The organism is Ralstonia sp. OTU4908 (assembly GCF_038440115.1).
Lineage (GTDB): Bacteria > Pseudomonadota > Gammaproteobacteria > Burkholderiales > Burkholderiaceae > Ralstonia > Ralstonia pickettii.
Map to the genome: position 1 here is coordinate 40,183 of NZ_JASATD010000022.1, position 19,341 is coordinate 59,523.

The window sequence follows — 19,341 nt, forward strand, 5'->3', positions numbered from 1 at the left end:
CACGTGGAGACAACCATGTCCGCCTTGATCGACAAAGCCAACGAACTGGATCACCTGCTCTCAACCGCGGTGGTGGATGACGAAGAGGCGGGCATATTCCGCTGCCGCCGAGACATCTTCACCCACCCCGATCTGTTCGAGTTGGAGATGAAGCACATCTTCGAGAACAACTGGGTGTATCTCGCGCACGAAAGCCAGATTCCGAACAACAACGATTACTACACCACGTGGATCGGTCGCCAGCCGATCGTCATCACCCGCGACAAGACGGGTGAGCTGAACGCGGTCATCAACGCCTGCGCACACAAGGGCGCGATGCTCTGCCGTCGGAAGCACGGCAACAAGGGCAGCTTCACGTGCCCGTTCCATGGCTGGACGTTCTCCAACACCGGCAAGCTGCTCAAGGTGAAGGACGAGAAGACCACCGAGTATCCGGTGCAGTTCAACACGCACGGGTCGCACGATCTGAAAAAGGTCGCGCGGTTCGAGAGCTATCGCGGCTTCCTGTTCGGCAGCCTCAACGCCGATGTGCAGCCGCTTGAGGCGTACCTGGGCGAAGCGCGCGTGATCATCGACCAGATCGTCGACCAGGCGCCCGATGGCCTGGAAGTGCTGCGCGGCAACTCCACGTACGTCTATGACGGCAACTGGAAGATGCAGATGGAGAACGGCTGCGACGGCTACCACGTCAGCACCGTGCACTGGAACTACGCCGCAACGATGGGCCGGCGCAAGGAAGGCGGCACCCAGGCCGTGGATGCGAACAGCTGGAGCAAGTCGGTGGCGGGCGTCTACGGGTTCCAGCATGGCCACATCCTGCTGTGGACGCAGACGATGAACCCGGAAGTGCGGCCCGTCTATGCGCACCGCGAGGAAATCAAGGCGCGCGTGGGTGAAACCCAGACCGATTTCATCGTCAACCAGACGCGCAACCTGTGCCTGTATCCGAACGTGTTCCTGATGGATCAGTTCAGCACGCAGATTCGCGTGGTGCGCCCGATCAGTGTCGACAAGACCGAGGTCTCGATCTTCTGTTTCGCGCCGAAGGGCGAAAGCGCAACGGACCGCGCAACGCGTATCCGCCAGTACGAGGATTTCTTCAACGTCACCGGCATGGGCACCGCCGACGACCTCGAAGAGTTCCGCGCCTGCCAGAACGGCTATGCCGGCACCACTGCACTGTGGAACGACCTGTCGCGCGGCGCACCGCTGTGGGTGCACGGCCCCGACGAGAACGCCACCAAGATGGGCCTGAAGCCGCTTATCTCGGGTGAACGCAGTGAAGACGAGGGGCTGTTCGTCTGCCAGCACGAATATTGGGTACAAGTCATGCGCGACGCTCTGAAGAAAGAAAGCGAAGGAGTGGCGGCATGAGCTCCAATTACCACAACGTCTGCGCGGCTCTGTACCGTGAAGCGCGGCTGCTCGACGACCGTCAGTGGGACGCGTGGCTCGAGTGCTACGCGGAAGACGTCACCTACTGGATGCCGGCATGGGATGACGATGACCAGCTGACCGACGACCCGCAAAGCCAGATCTCGCTGATGTACTACGCCAATCGCTGCGGGCTGGAGGATCGCGTCTTCCGTATCAAGACCGAGCGCAGCGGCGCGTCCACGCCGGAACCGCGAACCAGCCACACCGTCACCAACGTGGAAGTCCTGGCCGAACGCGGCGATGAAGTCGACGTGCGCTACAACTTTCACACGCTCAGCCACCGATACAAAACCACCGATCACTTCTTCGGCACGATGTTCGTCACCCTGCGCCGCGCGGGCGACGGCTTCCTGATCGCATCCAAGAAGATCGTCCTGAAGAACGACTACATCCGGCAGGTGCTCGACGTCTATCACGTCTGACGAGCACACCCGTATAGGACACGCAAAAGAGGCAGTGAGGTATTCCATGTCCAGTTTCACAGTCGCATTGAACTTCGAAGACGGCGTGACCCGCTTCATCGATTGCAAAGCGGGGGAGAAGGTGCTCGATGCCGCCTTCCGCGCCAAGATCAACCTGCCCATGGATTGCTCCGATGGCGTCTGCGGGACCTGCAAGTGCCGCGCCGAGAGCGGAACCTACGACCTTGGCGACGATTACATTGAAGACGCCCTGACCGAAGACGAGAAGAACACCGGCCTTGTGCTGACGTGCCAGATGGTGCCGCAAAGCGATTGCGTGATCGCGGTGCCGACCTCGTCGACCGCCTGCAAAACGGGGCAGAGCACGTTCGGCGCAACGGTGTCGAACGTCGAGTTGCACAACGATGCCGCCGTGGTGCTCGAGCTGGACGTGGATGCTACGGCGCCGGTGTTCCTGCCCGGCCAGTACGTCAACATCGGTGTGCCGGGAAGCGGCCAGCGCCGCTCGTATTCGTTCTCCTCAGCGCCCGGTGAAACGAAGATCAGCTTTCTGATCAAGAAGATTCCCGGCGGCGTGATGAGCACCTGGCTCGAAGCCGCAAAGCCGGGCGACAAGCTCGATCTGCAGGGGCCGCTGGGCAGCTTCTACCTGCGTGATGTGCAGCGGCCGCTGTTGTTCCTGGCCGGCGGCACCGGCCTTGCGCCGTTCCTGTCGATGCTCGAAGTGCTGGCGCGCAGCAACTCGCAGCAGCCCGTGCATCTGATCTACGGCGTGACCCGTGATCTCGACCTGGTACAGGTCGACGCGATCGATGCCTATGTGGCGCGGTTGCCGAACTTCAGCTACGCCACCGTCGTCGCCGACGCCGCGTCGAATCATCCGCGCAAGGGTTGGGTGACGCAGCACATTCCGGCCAACGCGCTGAACGATGGCGACGTGGATGTCTACCTGTGCGGGCCGCCGCCGATGGTAGACGCCGTGCGCAAGTACTTTGACGACCAAGGCGTGAAACCCAAGAGCTTCCACTACGAGAAGTTCACGCCCAATGCAGTACCGGAGGCGAAGGCGGCATGAGCACGCAACGATTTTCAGGCAAGGCCGTCGTGGTGACGGGCGCAGCGCAGGGCATCGGCCGTGGCGTGGCAGTGGCTGCGGCAGAAGAGGGGGCGCACGTGCTGCTGGTGGACCGCGCCGAACTCGTCCACGAAGTGCAGGCCGAGATTGCGGCAGCGGGCGGCCACGCCCACGCCACCACGGCTGATCTCGAAACCTACGCCGGTGCCCAGCATGCCGTGCAGACTGCGCTTGGCGCGTTCGGCCGCATCGACGTGCTCATCAACAACGTCGGCGGCACCATCTGGGCCAAGCCGTATCAGCACTATGAAGAGGCGCAGATCGAGGCGGAGATCCGCCGTTCACTGTTTCCGACGCTGTGGTGCTGCCGCGCGGTGCTGCCGCACATGGTCGAGCGCAAGCAGGGCGTGATCGTGAACGTGTCGTCCATCGCTACACGCGGCATCTACCGGATTCCGTACTCGGCGGCCAAGGGCGGCGTCAATGCGCTCACCGCGAGTCTGGCGTTGGAACATGCGGACGACAACATTCGCGTCAACGCCGTCGCCACGGGCGGCACGGAGGCACCGCCGCGCAAGATCCCGCGCAACGCGGCGCCCATGTCGGAGCAGGAAACCGTCTGGTACCAGGGCATCGTCGACCAGACCCTCGCCAGCAGCCTGATGCACCGCTACGGCACGATCGACGAGCAGGTGCGGGCGATCCTGTTCCTCGCGTCAGATGAGGCCTCGTACATCACCGGGACGGTACTGCCCGTCGGCGGCGGAGACCTGGGTTGAAGGTTTGAAGCGCCAACAGAGCGCGCCATCAGTCGAAGAAGCCAACCCAGCATAAGAAAGGCGCTCACGCCTTCAAAAAAAACCCCAAAGGAGACCACCCATGCGTCAGATTGACCTGCACGCAGTGGCCGACCACGCCCGGTTCGGCCGCTTCCATGCCATCACACTGTTCTGGTGCGCGCTCATCATCATCTTTGACGGCTACGACCTTGCCATCGCGGGCATTGCACTGCCGTCCATCATGAAGGACATGGGCGTCACGCCCACCAGCGCCGGCTTCATGGTCAGCGCGGCACTGTTCGGCATGATGTTCGGCGCGATCTTTCTGGGCACGATTGCGGATCGTATCGGCCGCCGCTGGGCGATTGCCGTGTGCATCGTGCTGTTCAGCGTCTTTACGGCGGCAGCGGGTTTCTCCACGGACCCGGTCACCTTCAGCGTGACGCGTTTCCTGGCGGGCCTCGGTATCGGCGGTGTGATGCCGAACGTCGTGGCGCAGATGACGGAGTACTCGCCGCGCCGGGCGCGCAGCACCCTCGTCACGCTCATGTTCAGCGGCTATTCGGTGGGCGGCATGCTGGCGGCGCTGCTGGGCAAGGGTCTGCTGGAACACTACGGCTGGCAATCGGTGTTCATCGCGGCTGTGTTGCCCGTGCTGCTGGTGCCGGCGATCCTGCGCTGGATGCCGGAATCGATGCCGTTCCTGCTGCGCACCGGCAAGCTCGATGCGGTGCGTGACATCGTGCGCCGGCTCAACCCAAACGATGCGCCTCAGCCAGGCGACACCTTCATCCTGCCTGAAGCCGATCGCGGCAACGAAGCGCCGCTGGGCAGGCTGTTCCAGGACGGACGCGGCTTCAGCACGGCGATGTTCTGGATTGCCTTCTTCATGTGCCTGTTCATGGTTTACGCGCTCAGCTCGTGGCTGACCAAGCTGATGGCGTCGGCGGGCTACAGCCTGGGTTCGGCGCTCACCTTTGTGCTGGTGCTGAACTTCGGGGCCATGCTCGGCGCCATCGGCGGCGGCTGGCTGATCGCTTCAACATCAAATACGTGCTGATGGCCATGTATGCGCTGGCGGCGGTGTCGATCGCATTGCTCGGCATTAAGACTTCAACCGAGGCGCTGTACGTGCTGGTGGCCGTGGCCGGCGGCTGCACCATCGGCACGCAGATCGTGACGTACGCCTATGCCGGGCAGTTCTATCCGATGAGCATCCGCTCCACGGGCATCGGCTGGGCATCGGGCGTCGGGCGCAGCGGGGCCATCCTCGCTCCCATCGTCATCGGCATGCTGGTGGGGATGGCGCTACCGCTGCACCACAACTTCTTCGCCATGGCTGTGCCGGCGGTGATTGCGACGATTGCCGTGGCGTTCATCAACCACCAGCGGTCGGCCTCGGTCATCGCGCGCTGATCTGCCACCAGCGATGCATCCATCGAGCACGCAAACGGCCTCGCGCGGGGCGCTGTCCGATTGGTCCCTCTCGGCCGTCGCGGCGGGGTTCCTGGCCGTGCTGATTTCGTATGCGGGGCCGCTGGTCATCTTCTTCCAGGCGGCGCAGGCCGCGCATGTGCCGGATGCGATGGTGGCGTCGTGGGTCTGGGCGATCTCCATTGGCGCGGCGGTGTCCGGCATCTACGCGAGCTGGCGGTGGAAAGCCCCGGTGGTAACGGCGTGGTCGGCGCCGGGGACGGCGTTGCTGGTATCGCTGTTCCCGGGGCTGTCGCTCAATGAAGCGGTGGGGGCGTACATCACGGCGGCCGTCGTCATTCTGTTGATCGGCGTGTCGGGCACGTTCGACCGGCTCATGCGGCTGATTCCCAAGGGCATCGCCGCGGGCATGATGGCGGGCATCCTGTTCCAGTTCGGTACCCACGCGTTTGCCGCGGCTTCTGCCATGCCGGTGCTGGCGTTTTCCATGATCGCCATCTACGTGGTGGGCCGGCGCTGGTGGCCGCGCTACTGCATCGTCGTGGTATTGCTGGCCGGGATTGCGCTGGCAATGCCCCTGGGGCTGACGCATTTTGACGGTGTCACGCTGGAATTCACCCATCCGGTCTTCATCGCCCCACACTGGGCCCTGAGTTCGACGCTGAGCCTGGCCATCCCGCTCGTCGTCGTCAGCCTCACGGGGCAGTTTTTGCCCGGCATGGCGGTGCTGCGCGGCTCCGGGTACGACATCCCGGCCAAGCCGATCATGACGGCCACCAGCGTGGCATCGATCAGCGTGGCGTTTTTCGGCGGCATCACCATCGTGATCGCCGCGATCACTGCCGCGTTGTGCACTGGCAAGGATGCACATGACGACCCGTCCAGGCGCTACGTGGCCGGTATCGCCAACGGAGTGTTCTACCTGATTGGCGGCACGTTTGCGGGTGCCATCGTGATGCTGTTTGCGGCGCTGCCCAAGCCGTTCGTGGCCATCCTGGCCGGGCTGGCGCTGATTGGCGCTATCGCCTCGAACGTGATGGGGGCGATCGAAGATGGCGAGCACCGGGAGGCGTCGATCATCACCTTCCTGGCGACGGCGTCCGGGTTGACGCTGTTCGGGTTGGGCTCGGCATTCTGGGGAATTGTGATCGGCTCGGCGGCGGCGCTTGTCTTGAGGCCGGCGCAGCGATAGCGCGCTCCAAAACAAAAACGGCGCCAATGCGCCGTTTTGTCATGTGTGCCGTGATGGCGTACCTGTCTTAGCCCAGGTACGAGCCCGACTTGCCAACCACTTCAGCGTACACCAGGTTGTTATCCCAACCTTTGCGGAAATAGTTGAACACTGCGCGCAGCAGCGACGGGCGACGAGTGGCTTGGGCTTGGCCGGCGAACTTGGGGGTGTAATAGGTTTGCTGGATCATGATGTTTTCTCTCAGTGCGTTATCTAGGGTTTTCCCGAGTATAGGGTTATCCCTAGGACGGAGCAATGAAGCAAGCCGTACTTTCAGTACATTCTGAATATCACACGCGGCTGATATGGCGCCACGGTAAGGCCGGGCGGGAAAAGGCGCCTCATAAGCCATAAAAATCGCGCCTCGCAAAAATTTTTTCCCTGCGAGATCGAAGCAGGACACGGCACATCTGCGGATAAAGCGCTCATCATCGTGCATTGGCAATGATTTCGCCGACAAAAAGCGTCGATCTGTCCGCTTGTCGTTTGATCCGCAAGGCACCTACCATACGCCGCCATGTGCCGGTTCCGCTTTGCAGCATGATGCGGGCCGGTGTTGTTGACTGGAGGTTCGTATGGCGTATCCCCCCATTCCTGTGCCGGCTGCCGGCGCGCAAGGTGCCTGCTCGGCCAACACGGCGTGGCAGGCGCGCAGCCGCGCGGCCGTCTGGCATCCGTGCACGCAGAACGCACGGCTCGATGCCATGCCGCCGCTGCCGATCGCGCGCGGCCAGGGCCCGTGGCTGATCGACTTTGACGGCAAGCGCTACCTGGACGGCACCAGCTCGTGGTGGGTCAACCTGTTCGGCCACGCCAATCCGCATATCAACGCTGCGCTCAAGACGCAGCTCGATTCGCTGGAGCACGTCATGCTGGCGGGCGCCACACATCGCCCGGCTGTGGAGTTGGCCGAGCGCCTGATCGATCTGACGGGCGGCGTGCTGGGCCACAGCTTCTTCGGCTCAGACGGCGCCTCTGCCGTGGAAATTGCGCTCAAGATGAGCTTCCACGCGCATCGGAATGCAGGGCGGGGCGCCCGCAATCGCTTTATCTGCCTGGAACACGGCTACCACGGTGAAACGCTCGGCGCGCTGGGCGTGACCGATGTTGCGGTCTTCCGCGATGCGTATGACCCGCTCATCCTGCAGTCGCACCGCGTGCCATCGCCCGACGCACGTCTGGTCGGCCCCGGCGAAACCGCCGCTGATGTGGCCGACCGCGCCTTGGCCGCACTGCGCGATTGCCTCGTCGCCAACGCGGGCACCATCGCCGCCGTCATCATCGAGCCGCTGGTGCAGTGCGCGGCCGGCATGGCCATGCACGACGTGAGCTATCTGCGCGGCGTGCGTGCGCTGTGCGACGAGTTTGGCGTGCATTGGATTGCAGACGAAATTGCCGTTGGCTGCGGCCGCACCGGTACATTCTTCGCATGCGAGCAGGCTGGCGTGTGGCCGGACCTGCTTTGCCTGTCCAAGGGCATCAGCGGGGGGTATCTGCCGCTGTCGATCGTGCTCTCGCGCGATGTCATCTACAACGCGTTCAACGACGATGCGCCGGTACGCAGCTTCCTGCATTCGCATTCGTATACCGGCAACCCGCTGGCGTGCCGCGCGGCACTGGCCACGCTCGATCTGTTTGCTGAAGAAGACGTCTTTGCGCGCAATCGCGTAACCGCGGCACGCATCGCTCAGGGCCTGGCGCCACTGTCGCACGATGCGCGTTTTGCCCATCTGCGCCAGACCGGGATGATCACCGCGTTCGACGTGCACCCGGACGTGGCCGGTGCACGCTTTGCCGAGCGCTTTGCGCTCACGGCGCGCACGCACGGGCTGCTGCTGCGCCCGATCGGCAACACCGTCTATCTGCTGCCGCCATATGTGCTGAGCGATGAAGAGACCGACACGCTGGTCGAACGCACGCTGCAGACGCTTGAAGACACGCTGGCCCAAGCGACCGGCGAAACAGAAGGACACACCTATGCGATTGCTTGACGACCTGCAGGCGGGCCTGGACGCCATCGACGCCGCGCACCTGCGCCGTGTGCGCCGCACCGCGTACAGCCCGACCGACCGCAGCCAGCGCATCAGCGTGCCCGGTGAAGCGCCGCGCGACATTCTCGGCTTTTGCGGCAACGATTATCTCGGCCTGGCAGCCCATCCCGCCTTGGCCGAGGCGATGACGCGCGGCACACAGCAATATGGCTTCGGCAGCGGTGCGTCGCATCTGGTCAGCGGCCATTCGATCGCGCACGCGCGGCTGGAAGCACGGATGGCTGCAGTGCAAGCCGAACACATTCCCGAGGCAGATGCGCTGTTCTTCTGCACCGGCTACATGGCCAATCTGGCTGTGGTGAGCGCCATGGCGCAGGCGGGCGGCATCCGCCCGGCCGACGAATGCACGATCTTTTCCGATGCGCTGAACCACGCTTCGCTCATCGACGGTGCGCGGTTGTCGCGGGCGCCGATCAAGGTCTATCCACACGTCGACCTCGCTGCGCTGGAAGCGCTTCTGGCCGCGAGCACCAGTCGCAACAAGCTGATCGTCACGGATGGCGTGTTCAGCATGGATGGCGACATCGCACCGCTGCCCGAACTGCTTGCGCTGGCCGAACGCTACGACGCCTGGCTGATCGTGGACGACGCCCATGGCCTGGGCGTGCTGGGCGAGAACGGTGCGGGTGTGCTGTCTCATTTCGGGCTGCACTCACAGCGCATCATCTATGTCGGCACGTTCGGCAAGGCTGCCGGCGGCTCGGGCGCGGCCATCGTCGGACATCGGCTGGTGATTGACTGGCTGGTGCAGCGCGCACGCACGTACATCTTCACAACGGCCACGCCGCCGGGCATTGCGTCTGCCGTGGAAGCAGCGCTGGACCTGATTGCAGGCGAAGAGGGCGCTGAACGCCGCGCCCGCCTCGACCGCCACATCGCCGTGTGGACTTCGCACGCGCAGCGATTGGCTGCACGTTTCGGCTGGCAGTGGATGCCATCGCCAACGGCCATCCAGCCGATCGTGATCGGCGAGAACGCACCCGCTTTGGCGCTGGCCGCCGCACTCGAACGCGAAGGCATCCGCATCGCCGCGATTCGTCCACCGACGGTGCCGGCAGGAACGGCCCGCTTGCGCATCACGCTGTCAGCGGCACATACCGATGCCGACATCGAGCGCCTGGCGCAGGCGCTGGAAGCGGCTGGCCAATCCCTGCAGCCAGCCAAGGCAGCCTGACATGTCCGCACGTTTCGATTGCTTTGTCACCGGCACGGATACGGAAATCGGCAAGACGCTCGTCAGCGCGGCATTGCTGACCCGGCTCGCCGACGCCGGCTACCGTGCCGCGGGCCTCAAGCCGATTGCGGCAGGCACGCTGGCGGGCGCGCCCACGCGCACCAACGAAGACGTCGAGCAACTGCGCGCCGCCGCGTCAGTCAATCTGCCGCTCGACACCGTTTGCCCATGGTTGCTCGACGCGCCGATGTCTCCGCATCTGGCTGCGGCGCGCGAAGGCGTGACGATCACGCTGCCACCGATTCTCGATGCGTTCGCACACGCTAGATCGTTGGCGGATGCCGTTGTGGTGGAGGGCGTTGGAGGTTTCCGCGTGCCGCTGTCGGAGGACTTTGATACGGCTGAGATGGCCGTGGCGTTGGGCTTGCCGGTGGTGCTGGTTGTCGGGTTGCGCCTAGGCTGCCTGAATCACGCCGCCCTTACTGTCGAGGCGATTGCCGCGCGCGGGCTGCATCTGGCCGGCTGGGTCGGCAACGTGGTCGACCCGTCCATGGCGGGGCTTGACGACAATGTCGCCACGCTGCGCCGCTGGATCAACGCACCGCATCTGGGCACGATTCCGCGATTGCCGCACGCCGATGCGCGGCTGGCCGCGGCCCACGTCGACATCGCGCCGCTACTCGCGCGCACTGCTGAAACGCAGCGGTAAACTACGCGCTTCAATCAGTGCAACAGGGACCATTGTGATGCGGGCGATGCGTTGGCTGGCGGTAGCGATTGTCGTGGCGGCGACGGCAGGATGTGCAGCATTGGAGTCCCCCGTCACCAAGGGGCAGCGGCTGGTGGGTGCGGACGAGCCCGCCGTGCAGGCGCAATTCGGACCGCCGCGCGAAACCTATCCGCTCGATGGAGGCACTCGCTGGCTCTATCCGACCAAACCGTACGGGCAGTTCACCTACGCGGCCGACTTTGATGCCGGCGGCAAGCTCGTCGCCTTCAAGCAAGTCCTGAGCAGCCTCGAGTTTGCCCAGGCCAAGATCGGCGTCTGGACCCGCGATGACGTGCTGCGACATTTCGGCCAGCCGGTCGAAACCGCGTATTTCCCACGCATGGACCGGCTGGTCTGGTCGTACCGCTTCAAGGCAGACGACGTCTGGCCGTCGCTGATGCATTTCTACTTCGACCCCGCCGGCGTCCTGCAACTGACGCAGATTACGCCCGACCCGCTTTACGATCCGGACCGCCCCCGGCTGTTCCGCCGATAGTGGGCCGACAGTTGAGGCAGCGCAATCCGATTGTGCGCTCAGGGTTCCTCCTGCATTGCGTGCCTTGGACGGCGACCTAAGCTAGAGAGCAGGGGAGGCAGACGCCGCCGGCGCTTGCCGAAAGCAACCGTCATCAGAACGGACGCGCACTGTTGGGGGTGCATCATGCTGACGCATCGCTGGGTCGACATCGACCCGATCGCAGCGGGCCAACATCCGCTGTACGGCATTGCCGGATGGCTGCCGTGGGTGCTGGCCATTGCCATCGCGGGGCCAACGTGGGTGTTCTGGCAGGGGCTGTCGATGGATGCGCTGCAACTGGCCGGCGCCGATCTATTTAATGCCAACGCGCCTGGCAGCGGGGCGATCAACCTGACTACGCTGCTTTATCTGATTTCCTGCGTGACGGTCCTGGTGCTCGCTACCACGCACGACAGCGCATTCCGCCCGGCCATGCTTGTGCACATGGCGCTGCTGCCGCCGCTGATCGGACTGATGCTCATGGCCGGCGGCGTTCCAGGGGCGCGTTCAACTCTCATCGACGGCGTTGCCGTTGCGGTGGCACTGACGCTGACGTGCGGCGTCTACCTGCAGGCCTCGCGCCGCGTGCACATCACCTTCGAACTCCGCGACCGGGCGCCTGGCGAGCATGCCTGGTTCAAGCGTCAGAAACGGGCTGCGGCGGGTTGACGAGCGTGACCATCACGTAGCTCACGCCAATACGTCAAACGGGCCCGCAGGCCCGCTCACAAAGAGATAGTTTCCGCCGACATTCAGTCGATCAGCGCAAAGCGCGGCACTTGCCGGCCGTCGACCTCGACCATCTCATGGAACATCGTCGATGGCCGTGTCCAGATCGTGCCGTTGGCGGCGCGATAGACCGTCATTTTGATGGTGGGATCGGGTTCGTACGTGGCCTCGCACAGCCATTCGTATTCGCCGCCCTTGTAGTGACGGTAGCGGCGCGTTGGCGTGTTCTGCATGGCGGCTTCAGTGTTGGGTGGGCTTGTCTTCTTCGTCGACGTAGGGCAGGTGCTTGCCCTCTTGCGTCTGCGCGCCGAGCTTGGCGTCTTCCATGGCGTCCTTGTACGCCAGCATGGCGGCGGCCACGGCTTCGGGCTCGCCGTTGAACGAGATCACGCTCTCGCCGCAGTTCGGACATTCGCCGCCGAAGATGGCGTGGATGCCGGGCATGTCGCGCGGCTCCATCCCCTCGAATTCGGTAAAGGCGGTCTGGCAGGCGCCGCAGACCAGCTTTTCAGGACGCAGCGCGTCCAGCCGGGCGTGCGCCTGAGAAATGCGGTCGGCCTGAGAGCCGCGTCGTTTGGCTTCGCCCATGGTGTCCTCCTGTATTCAAATGATCACAGGCGGGATCATACCGAACGGCACGGAACCCATGACGACCGGCCCGTCAAGAAACTCAAGCCGGTGCTTTCGACAGGGCGTGCTGCCGGGCCGTCTCAACATAGTCGGGCGTGGGGTGCAGATCGTGGGTGCGTCCGGCCTTGGCGACCTGACCGTTGGTGTCATGACCGATGAGGCCCGGCAACAGTCGCGAAGCGTCCAGCAGGGCGCCAAGGTCGGTGCCAGTATCGTAGTTCAGGAGTTCAAGCATGTGCACCATGTCCTCGGTGCAGACGTTGCCCGAGGCACCGGGCGCGTAGGGGCAGCCTCCCAGGCCGCCGAGCGCGCCATCGAAGCGATCGACTCCCGCCTGCAGCGCGGCCAGCACGTTGGCAAGTGCCATGCCGCGCGTGTTGTGCAAGTGCACGGTCAGCGTGGTCTGGGGGAACGCCAGCCGGAATGCACTGCACAGCGCGAACACCTGGCTGGGCCAGGCCATGCCGGTGGTGTCGCACAGCGTGATGCCGCCGATGTCCGCTTCGACGGCCCGTGCCGCCCAGGTCAGCACGGTGTCAGTGGGGATCTGGCCTTCCATCGGACAGCCGAACGCGCATGAAAGCGAAAGGTTGAGCGACGTGCGGCTCGAACGGAATGCCGCCGCGACCTGCGCAGCCTGCTGGAACGACTGCCCCGGCGTCATGCGCAGGTTGGCGAGGTTGTGCGTTTCGCTTACCGACATCACGAGGTTCAACTCGTCGACATCGCAGTCCACCGCACGTTCGGCGCCTCGCATATTCGGCACGAGCGCGGCGTAAGTGACGCCGGGCACGCGCGCGATACCGCGCATCACGTCTTCCGCGTCGGCCAGCGTCGGGATGGCCTTGGGCGAGGTGAACGAGGTGACTTCGATCTTGCTCAGCCCGCATTGGCTCAGCCGGTCGACAAGCGCGATCTTGTCTTGGGTCGGAACCATGCGCGGTTCAATCTGAAAGCCGTCGCGCGTGGCGACTTCCTGGATGAACACCCTTTTCCCTTGACCGTTGAGTACCACTGCGTTCCCCGTGCTGGACATGTTGGAACTGCAGTGTGTTGCGCAGGCAGCCAGCGCGCAATTGAAGAATCAGGACGTGAGCCTTCTCCGAACCAGATGGCTCGCGCTAGTTTTCTGCGCTGGCCTGGGATACCAGATGGTCGATCAGCAGCCGGGCCGGCACCGGCAGCGCCGCGTAGCCCCGCGTGATGACGGACAGCGGGCGCTGTGCCCACGTCTCATCCAGCTCGACCATGCGCAGCGTGCTGTTGCGCAGATAGGGCTTGACACTGGCCTTGGGCAGCAGGCCGATGCCAAGGCCCGCCGCCACCATGTTGCGCAGCCCCTCGAAGCTGGTCACCTGGATGCGGATCTTGTGCTGCTTGCCGGCCTGCTCGGCGCTCTGCGCGCAGAGCGTGGAGATTGACGCGCCCAGCGGCATGCTCACGTAGTCATAGTCCAGGGTATCGGCAAAGCGCAGGTGGCGCGCCGCGCCGATCGGGTGGTCGTGCGGCACGATCAGCACGAGCCTATCAACGTGATACGGCCGTACTTCCAGCCCCGGTGCAGCTTCCGGCTGGCTGCAGATGCCGATGTCAGCGGTGCCCGCTTCGACCGAGCGCAGGACCTGGCTGCTGCTTTTCTCCATCAGGTCGATCTTCACGTCGGGGTTGATCGACAGGAACGAGGACAGGTCGCCCGGCAGGTACTGGACCATGGTCGAAAAGTTGACGTGCATGCGCACGTGCCCCCGCACGCCCTGGGCGTACTCGCTCATTTCCGACGAGATTTCCTGCATCTGATCGATCAGGCGCTTGGCCCGGTAGTACAACGCCGAGCCCGCCGGAGTGGGCTCCACGCCACGGCTGTGCCGATAGAGCAGGGCGGTGCCGGCGTCGCTTTCCAGCTCCGCAATGCGTCGGCTGATGGCCGAAGGCACGATGTGCTGCCGCTCGGAAGCCGCCGCCAGGCTGCCTTCCTCGATTACCGAGACCAATACCTGCAGCGATTCCAGGTCGAAACGCATGGTCGTCCATTCCCCCTTCGTGTTGAAGCCTTCTCCTTTGGAGATGGCTCGCTTGATTATTTAGCGTTTTTTGGTCTGGCGAGAAGTGTCCATGATGCATTCATCGAGCGCGGCAATGTTGTGCGCTGCACGATATGGAGTTAAGAGGAGACAACATGGCACAGCCAGATCAACCCTTGCCGCTGCAAGGCATCAAGGTGATCGAGTTGGGGTCGCTGATCGCCGGCCCTTATGCCGGCACGCTGCTGGCCCAGTTCGGCGCCGAGGTCATCAAGATCGAGACCCCGGTCAACGGCGACCCGCTGCGCAAATGGCGCAAGCTGCACGATGGCACATCCCTGTGGTGGTATTCGCAGAGCCGGAACAAGAAATCGGTCACGCTCAACCTCAAGTCGGAACGCGCGCAGCAGATCGTCCGCGATCTGGTGAAAGATGCCGACGTCGTGATCGAGAACTTCCGCCCGGGTCTGATGGAAAGCTGGGGACTGGGCTGGGAGCAACTCTCGGCCATCAACCCGAAGCTGGTGATGGTGCGCATTTCGGGTTACGGGCAAAGCGGCCCGTACCGCGAGCGGCCCGGATTTGCCGCGATTGCCGAGTCGATGGGTGGCCTGCGCTACCTGTCTGGCTACGCCGATCGGCCTCCGGTACGCGTGGGCGTGAGCCTGGGCGATTCGCTGGCGTCCCTCTACGGCGTGATTGGCGCGCTGCTGGCCATGCATCACGTCAAGGCCAATCGCGGCACCGGGCAGTTCATCGACGTGGCGCTGTACGAAGCGGTGTTCGGGATCATGGAAAGCCTGATCCCCGAGTATGCGATGTTCGAGCACGTGCGTGAGCGCACCGGTTCAAGCCTGCCGGGCATTTCGCCCTCCAACACCTACCTGTGTGCCGACGGCAACTACGTGATCATCGCGGGCAACGGCGACGGCATCTTCAAGCGCCTGATGCAGGCCATCGGCCTGCCGGAGTTTGCGGAGGACGCGCGCTTTGCCGACAACGCCAAGCGCGTCCAGCACAACGATCTGCTCGACGGGGTGATCGGCGAATGGACCGCGCGTCATCCGATCGACGCTGTGCTGCAGGTGCTGGAGCAAGCCGATGTGCCGAGCGGGCGCATCTATACCGCCGCCGACATCGCACGCGATCCGCAATATGCGGCGCGTGGCATGATCGAGCGCCACACCTTGCCCGATGGCCAGCCTATCGACTTGCCGGGCATCGTGCCCAAGCTGTCCGCCACGCCGGGCAGCACGCGCTGGGTCGGCCCCGAACTGGGTGAGCACACCGACGAGGTGCTGCACGCGCTCGGACTCGATGCTGCCGCGCTCGACAGCCTGCGCGCCGAAGGCATCATCTGACAGCGGGATCGCACATGACACCTCAGACCTTGTTCGCAAAGCTGTGGCAACGCCACGCCGTGCGTGATACCGACGATGGCCACACGCTGCTTTACATCGACCTGCATCTGGTCAATGAAGTGACCAGCCCGCAGGCGTTCGAAGGACTGCGCATCAGCCGGTTGCACCCGTGGCGGCCCGCCTCGGTGCTGGCCACCGAAGACCATAACGTGCCGACCGCCAACCGCGCCGCCGGCATTACCGATGACATCGCGCGGCGTCAGGTCGAGGCGCTGCGCAGCAACTGCGCGCGCTTCGGCATTACCGAATACCCGATGCAGGACGCGCGTCAGGGCATCCTGCACGTGATCGGGCCGGAGCAGGGGGCCACGCTGCCAGGCATGACGATCGTCTGCGGCGATTCGCATACCACCACGCACGGCGCATTCGCCACGCTGGCATTCGGTATCGGGACGTCCGAAATCGAACACGTGCTGGCCACGCAATGCCTGATCGTCAAAAAGATGAAGACGATGCGCGTGCTGGTGGAGGGCGACCTGTCGCCCGGCGTGACTTCCAAGGACGTGGCGCTTGCGCTGATCGGCCGTATCGGCACCGCGGGCGCCACCGGGTATGCCATCGAATTTGCCGGCTCGGCCATCTCTGCGATGAGCATGGATGCACGCATGACCCTGTGCAACATGGTCATCGAAGCCGGAGCACGCTGCGGCATGGTCGCCGTGGATGACAAAACCATCAACTACCTTCGCGGGCGGGCGCGTGCGCCGCAGGGCGCGCAATGGGACGCCGCGCAGGCGTACTGGCGCACGCTGCGCAGCGATGAAGGGGCGCAGTTCGATCGGACTATCGCACTCGACGCGACCACGATTCGCCCACACGTCACCTGGGGCACCTCGCCCGAGATGGTGGTCACCATCGACGGCCGTGTGCCCGACCCGGCCGAGGAAAGCGACCCCATCAAGCGGCAAGGCATCACCCGGGCGCTTACCTACATGGGACTCGAGCCGGGCACGCCGCTGCGCGACATCGCACTCGACAAGATTTTCATCGGCTCGTGCACGAATGCACGTATCGAAGATCTGCGTGCCGCGGCGCGTGTGGTGGCCGGCAAGCACGTTGCGGCCAACATCGTGCAGGCGCTTGTGGTGCCGGGCTCCGGACTGGTCAAACGCCAGGCCGAGGCCGAAGGGCTCGACCGCATCTTCGTCGATGCCGGTTTTGAATGGCGCGACCCGGGGTGTTCGATGTGCCTGGGCATGAACGACGACCGCCTGCAGCCGGGCGAGCGCTGCGCATCAACGTCCAATCGCAATTTTGAAGGGCGGCAGGGCGCTGGCGGGCGCACCCATCTGGTCAGCCCGCCAATGGCGGCTGCCGCAGCAATCGCGGGGCATTTCGTTGCCGTCAGCGAACTTGGCGCCGATGTTTTGGGGAGGAACAACGATGCAGGCTTTTGATTCGATTGACGGACTGGTGGTGCCGCTTGACCGCGCCAATATCGACACCGACGCCATCCTGCCAAAGCAATACCTGAAGATGATCGGCAAGACCGGTTTTGGGCCTTACCTGTTCGACGAGTGGCGCTATCAGGACCGCGGTGAACCGGAGCAGGATTGCTCGACGCGCCCGCGCGTGCCGGATTTTCCGCTCAATCAGGCCCGCTATGAGGGCGCGCAGATCCTGCTGGCGCGCGAGAACTTCGGTTGCGGCTCCAGCCGCGAGCATGCGCCGTGGGCGCTCCGGGATTGGGGCATCCGCGCGCTCATCGCCCCGAGCTTTGCCGAGATATTCCATGGCAATTGCTTCAAGAACGGGCTGCTGCCGATCGTGCTGGACACCGACGTGGTAGACCGCCTGTTCGGGGCCGTCGTACGCACGCCCGGCTATCGGCTGCAGGTCGACCTGGCCGGGCAGTCGGTAACGACGCCGGACGGCAACGTGTACCGCTTCGACATCGACCCTTTCCGAAAAGACTGCCTGCTGCGCGGGCTCGATGAAATCGGCCTGACGCTGCAGCACCGCAGCGCCATCGCCGCATTCGAGCAGGCGCGCCGCACCGCGGAACCCTGGCTATTCAACTCACCAGCATAAGTCGGCACAACACACAAAAAGCAGCCGTATATCCCTATCTTCCAAAGGAGACAACGATGGAAACCCAACAAGCGGTCGCTGCGGGCAAGCCCTGGCATGCAGACCTGACCCCCACGCACTGGCGCGTGCTGACCGGCAGCTTTCTGGGCTGGATTTTCGACGGCTACGAAGCCTTCGCGCTCGTCGTCGTGCTATTCCCGATGCTGCATTCGCTGCTCACACCCGCACAGCTGGCGACGCCGGCCCTCTACGCCGGCATCGTCATCGGCGTGACTCTGCTCGGCTGGGGGATCGGCGGCCTGGTGGGCGGCGTGATGGCGGACTATGTCGGGCGCAAGCGGATGATGCTGTGGTCGATCTTTCTGTACGCGCTGTTCTCGGGCCTGACCACGTTCTCGCAGACGTTCGTGCAGTTGTGCGCGCTGCGCTTCATCACCGGTCTGGCGATGGGCAGCGAATGGAGCACGGGCATCTCCCTGCTTGCCGAAACCTGGCCGGAAAAGGCGCGCGCCAAGGGCGCCGGCTTCCTGCAATCCGGTTTTGGCTGGGGCACGCTGATTGCTGCGCTGATCTGGTTTGGTCTGTCGTCGTCGCTCCCGATGGGCCAGGAAACCTGGCGGCTGATGTTTGCCCTCGGCGCACTGCCCGCGTTCTTCGTGCTGTACATCCGCCGCGGTGTCGAGGAGTCGGAAAAATGGAAGCAGGCCGTGCGTGAAAAGCGCTGGAGCGCCACCGGCGCGGCAGGCAAGGGCGGCAGCGACAAGCGGCCCTTCACGCTGTCCCAGTTGTTCCGCGAACCGGAGGCTCGTCGCCGTACGTTCGTCACGCTGTTGCTTTCGGTGGTCACCACCGTCGGCTGGTGGGCGATCTCGAGCTGGCTGCCGACCTTCACCATCGGACTCGCCAAGGAACAAGGTCTGGCCAACCCGGCCGGCTGGGGCTCGAAGATCACGATTCTTTACACGGTTGGCGCCATTGTTGCCTATATGGCCGCCGGCTTCATCGTTGACGCCATTGGCCGCCGCCGCTTCCTGTTCCTGACGTTCCTGGGCTCACTGGCGACGACCTACGTGACCTACGCGATGACGACCTCGGTTGAATCGATGTCCGTCGTTGCGCCCATCAACGGCTTCTTCACGCTGGGCTGCGCCTATGTGTGGATGGCGATCTATCCGGCAGAGCTGTTCAGCTCGACCGTACGCTCGACGGCGTGCAGTTTCGTCTTCAATGCTGCGCGCCTGATCGCCTGGGTGTTCCCGATCATCGCCGGCTCGCTGATCCACTCGTTCGGTGGCGTCGCCAATGCGGCACTGGCGCTTGGCTCGGTCTACGTCCTCGGGCTTGTATTGCCGTGGTTCCTGCCGGAAACGCAGGGGGAAGGTCTACCACACTAAGCGCCCATCCCTACAGCACTTTGGCTGCGCGGCGATATCGCCGCGCTTTTTTTTGAGAAGAGAAGGGGATTGAGCCCGCTGCCGACACGCACTGAGGCTCAGGGATGTGCCGGGGTGCCGAGCGACGCTGCCGTGCTTCGACGTGCCATCTGCGTCGTCAAACGCTGCGGCCGCGTACCGGCGTCATTCGTCCATCAGCCGAACCCTGACCTTCTCGCCCTTCATC

19 protein-coding genes and 1 pseudogene are annotated in these 19,341 nt (G+C 64.1%); 15 read left to right on the forward strand and 5 right to left on the reverse strand.

The window, feature by feature from the left end:
• The first annotated feature begins 15 nt into the window (after nt 1-15).
• From AAHM38_RS17725 to AAHM38_RS17750, 6 genes and pseudogenes are all read left to right on the forward strand, one after another.
• On the forward strand, nt 16-1,374 hold the full coding sequence (locus AAHM38_RS17725; RefSeq protein WP_116575717.1) for a Rieske 2Fe-2S domain-containing protein: 1,359 nt from the start codon (nt 16-18) through the stop codon (nt 1,372-1,374).
• Nucleotides 1,371-1,859: a benzoate 1,2-dioxygenase small subunit gene (gene benB, locus AAHM38_RS17730; RefSeq protein ID WP_116575716.1), complete on the forward strand. Its 489-nt coding sequence runs from the start codon at nt 1,371-1,373 to the stop codon at nt 1,857-1,859. The genes AAHM38_RS17725 and benB overlap by 4 nt, the downstream gene beginning before the upstream one ends.
• 46 nt (nt 1,860-1,905) lie before the next feature.
• On the forward strand, nt 1,906-2,934 hold the full coding sequence (benC, locus tag AAHM38_RS17735; RefSeq protein WP_116575715.1) for a benzoate 1,2-dioxygenase electron transfer component BenC: 1,029 nt from the start codon (nt 1,906-1,908) through the stop codon (nt 2,932-2,934).
• Nucleotides 2,931-3,713 carry a 1,6-dihydroxycyclohexa-2,4-diene-1-carboxylate dehydrogenase gene (locus AAHM38_RS17740; protein WP_004626842.1) on the forward strand — a complete coding sequence of 261 codons (783 nt, stop codon included), beginning with the start codon at nt 2,931-2,933 and terminating at the stop codon, nt 3,711-3,713. The genes benC and AAHM38_RS17740 overlap by 4 nt, the downstream gene beginning before the upstream one ends.
• 100 nt (nt 3,714-3,813) lie before the next feature.
• Nucleotides 3,814-5,129: pseudogene (locus AAHM38_RS17745) on the forward strand (MFS transporter).
• 13 nt (nt 5,130-5,142) lie between these two features.
• On the forward strand, nt 5,143-6,339 hold the full coding sequence (locus AAHM38_RS17750; RefSeq protein WP_004626846.1) for a benzoate/H(+) symporter BenE family transporter: 1,197 nt from the start codon (nt 5,143-5,145) through the stop codon (nt 6,337-6,339).
• 67 nt (nt 6,340-6,406) lie between these two features.
• Here the strand turns inward: AAHM38_RS17750 and AAHM38_RS17755 are convergent, their stop codons facing one another.
• Entirely contained in the window at nt 6,407-6,568 is a 162-nt protein-coding gene (locus AAHM38_RS17755) for a hypothetical protein (RefSeq protein WP_004626847.1), read from the reverse strand.
• Nucleotides 6,569-6,953: 385 nt separating this feature from the next.
• Here AAHM38_RS17755 and bioA point away from each other — a divergent pair, with 385 nt between their 5' ends.
• The 5 genes from bioA (at nt 6,954) to AAHM38_RS17780 (ending at nt 11,558) form a co-directional block, all read left to right on the forward strand.
• A complete protein-coding gene (gene bioA, locus AAHM38_RS17760; protein WP_004626848.1) occupies nt 6,954-8,369 on the forward strand; it encodes an adenosylmethionine--8-amino-7-oxononanoate transaminase in 1,416 nt (471 codons plus the stop codon).
• On the forward strand, nt 8,356-9,603 hold the full coding sequence (bioF, locus tag AAHM38_RS17765) for an 8-amino-7-oxononanoate synthase (protein ID WP_116575714.1): 1,248 nt from the start codon (nt 8,356-8,358) through the stop codon (nt 9,601-9,603). The genes bioA and bioF overlap by 14 nt, the downstream gene beginning before the upstream one ends.
• A 1-nt stretch (nt 9,604) precedes the next feature.
• Nucleotides 9,605-10,312, forward strand: coding sequence for a dethiobiotin synthase (gene bioD / locus AAHM38_RS17770; protein WP_116575713.1), 708 nt, complete (start codon nt 9,605-9,607; stop codon nt 10,310-10,312).
• A 37-nt stretch (nt 10,313-10,349) separates the two neighbouring features.
• Nucleotides 10,350-10,868 carry a hypothetical protein gene (locus tag AAHM38_RS17775; protein WP_116575712.1) on the forward strand — a complete coding sequence of 173 codons (519 nt, stop codon included), beginning with the start codon at nt 10,350-10,352 and terminating at the stop codon, nt 10,866-10,868.
• Between the two features lie 165 nt (nt 10,869-11,033).
• Nucleotides 11,034-11,558, forward strand: coding sequence for a hypothetical protein (locus AAHM38_RS17780; RefSeq protein WP_009238154.1), 525 nt, complete (start codon nt 11,034-11,036; stop codon nt 11,556-11,558).
• An 83-nt stretch (nt 11,559-11,641) separates the two neighbouring features.
• Here the strand turns inward: AAHM38_RS17780 and AAHM38_RS17785 are convergent, their stop codons facing one another.
• The 4 genes from AAHM38_RS17785 to AAHM38_RS17800 form a co-directional block, all read right to left on the reverse strand.
• Entirely contained in the window at nt 11,642-11,851 is a 210-nt protein-coding gene (locus tag AAHM38_RS17785; RefSeq protein WP_116575711.1) for a DUF1653 domain-containing protein, read from the reverse strand.
• A gap of 7 nt (nt 11,852-11,858) precedes the next feature.
• A complete protein-coding gene (locus tag AAHM38_RS17790; protein ID WP_009238152.1) occupies nt 11,859-12,206 on the reverse strand; it encodes a hypothetical protein in 348 nt (115 codons plus the stop codon).
• Between the two features lie 82 nt (nt 12,207-12,288).
• Nucleotides 12,289-13,284: a hydroxymethylglutaryl-CoA lyase gene (locus AAHM38_RS17795; protein ID WP_116575710.1), complete on the reverse strand. Its 996-nt coding sequence runs from the start codon at nt 13,282-13,284 to the stop codon at nt 12,289-12,291.
• 85 nt (nt 13,285-13,369) lie between these two features.
• On the reverse strand, nt 13,370-14,269 hold the full coding sequence (locus AAHM38_RS17800) for a LysR family transcriptional regulator (RefSeq protein ID WP_004626856.1): 900 nt from the start codon (nt 14,267-14,269) through the stop codon (nt 13,370-13,372).
• A 155-nt stretch (nt 14,270-14,424) separates the two neighbouring features.
• Here AAHM38_RS17800 and AAHM38_RS17805 point away from each other — a divergent pair, with 155 nt between their 5' ends.
• The 4 genes from AAHM38_RS17805 to AAHM38_RS17820 are packed head-to-tail and all read left to right on the forward strand — an operon-like array spanning nt 14,425 to nt 19,115.
• Nucleotides 14,425-15,630 carry a CaiB/BaiF CoA transferase family protein gene (locus AAHM38_RS17805; protein WP_004626857.1) on the forward strand — a complete coding sequence of 402 codons (1,206 nt, stop codon included), beginning with the start codon at nt 14,425-14,427 and terminating at the stop codon, nt 15,628-15,630.
• A 14-nt stretch (nt 15,631-15,644) separates the two neighbouring features.
• Nucleotides 15,645-17,087, forward strand: coding sequence for a 3-isopropylmalate dehydratase large subunit (gene leuC / locus AAHM38_RS17810; protein ID WP_009238149.1), 1,443 nt, complete (start codon nt 15,645-15,647; stop codon nt 17,085-17,087).
• A complete protein-coding gene (leuD, locus tag AAHM38_RS17815) occupies nt 17,074-17,721 on the forward strand; it encodes a 3-isopropylmalate dehydratase small subunit (protein WP_116575709.1) in 648 nt (215 codons plus the stop codon). Before leuC ends, leuD begins: the two co-directional genes overlap by 14 nt.
• Nucleotides 17,722-17,777: 56 nt before the next feature.
• Complete coding sequence (locus AAHM38_RS17820; protein ID WP_009238147.1) at nt 17,778-19,115, forward strand: MFS transporter; 1,338 nt, start codon at nt 17,778-17,780, stop codon at nt 19,113-19,115.
• Nucleotides 19,116-19,341 lie beyond the last annotated feature (226 nt).

Excerpts from the sequence above, each read along its gene's own strand:
- AAHM38_RS17725 (WP_116575717.1), top strand. The coding sequence starts at position 16 with ATGTCCGCCTTGATCGACAAAGCCAACGAACTGGATCACCTGCTCTCA.
- benB (WP_116575716.1), top strand. The coding sequence starts at position 1,371 with ATGAGCTCCAATTACCACAACGTCTGCGCGGCTCTGTACCGTGAAGCG.
- benC (WP_116575715.1), top strand. The coding sequence starts at position 1,906 with ATGTCCAGTTTCACAGTCGCATTGAACTTCGAAGACGGCGTGACCCGC.
- AAHM38_RS17740 (WP_004626842.1), top strand. The coding sequence starts at position 2,931 with ATGAGCACGCAACGATTTTCAGGCAAGGCCGTCGTGGTGACGGGCGCA.
- AAHM38_RS17750 (WP_004626846.1), top strand. The coding sequence starts at position 5,143 with ATGCATCCATCGAGCACGCAAACGGCCTCGCGCGGGGCGCTGTCCGAT.
- AAHM38_RS17755 (WP_004626847.1), bottom strand. The coding sequence starts at position 6,568 with ATGATCCAGCAAACCTATTACACCCCCAAGTTCGCCGGCCAAGCCCAA.
- bioA (WP_004626848.1), top strand. The coding sequence starts at position 6,954 with ATGGCGTATCCCCCCATTCCTGTGCCGGCTGCCGGCGCGCAAGGTGCC.
- bioF (WP_116575714.1), top strand. The coding sequence starts at position 8,356 with ATGCGATTGCTTGACGACCTGCAGGCGGGCCTGGACGCCATCGACGCC.
- bioD (WP_116575713.1), top strand. The coding sequence starts at position 9,605 with ATGTCCGCACGTTTCGATTGCTTTGTCACCGGCACGGATACGGAAATC.
- AAHM38_RS17775 (WP_116575712.1), top strand. The coding sequence starts at position 10,350 with ATGCGGGCGATGCGTTGGCTGGCGGTAGCGATTGTCGTGGCGGCGACG.
- AAHM38_RS17780 (WP_009238154.1), top strand. The coding sequence starts at position 11,034 with ATGCTGACGCATCGCTGGGTCGACATCGACCCGATCGCAGCGGGCCAA.
- AAHM38_RS17785 (WP_116575711.1), bottom strand. The coding sequence starts at position 11,851 with ATGCAGAACACGCCAACGCGCCGCTACCGTCACTACAAGGGCGGCGAA.
- AAHM38_RS17790 (WP_009238152.1), bottom strand. The coding sequence starts at position 12,206 with ATGGGCGAAGCCAAACGACGCGGCTCTCAGGCCGACCGCATTTCTCAG.
- AAHM38_RS17795 (WP_116575710.1), bottom strand. The coding sequence starts at position 13,284 with ATGTCCAGCACGGGGAACGCAGTGGTACTCAACGGTCAAGGGAAAAGG.
- AAHM38_RS17800 (WP_004626856.1), bottom strand. The coding sequence starts at position 14,269 with ATGCGTTTCGACCTGGAATCGCTGCAGGTATTGGTCTCGGTAATCGAG.
- AAHM38_RS17805 (WP_004626857.1), top strand. The coding sequence starts at position 14,425 with ATGGCACAGCCAGATCAACCCTTGCCGCTGCAAGGCATCAAGGTGATC.
- leuC (WP_009238149.1), top strand. The coding sequence starts at position 15,645 with ATGACACCTCAGACCTTGTTCGCAAAGCTGTGGCAACGCCACGCCGTG.
- leuD (WP_116575709.1), top strand. The coding sequence starts at position 17,074 with ATGCAGGCTTTTGATTCGATTGACGGACTGGTGGTGCCGCTTGACCGC.
- AAHM38_RS17820 (WP_009238147.1), top strand. The coding sequence starts at position 17,778 with ATGGAAACCCAACAAGCGGTCGCTGCGGGCAAGCCCTGGCATGCAGAC.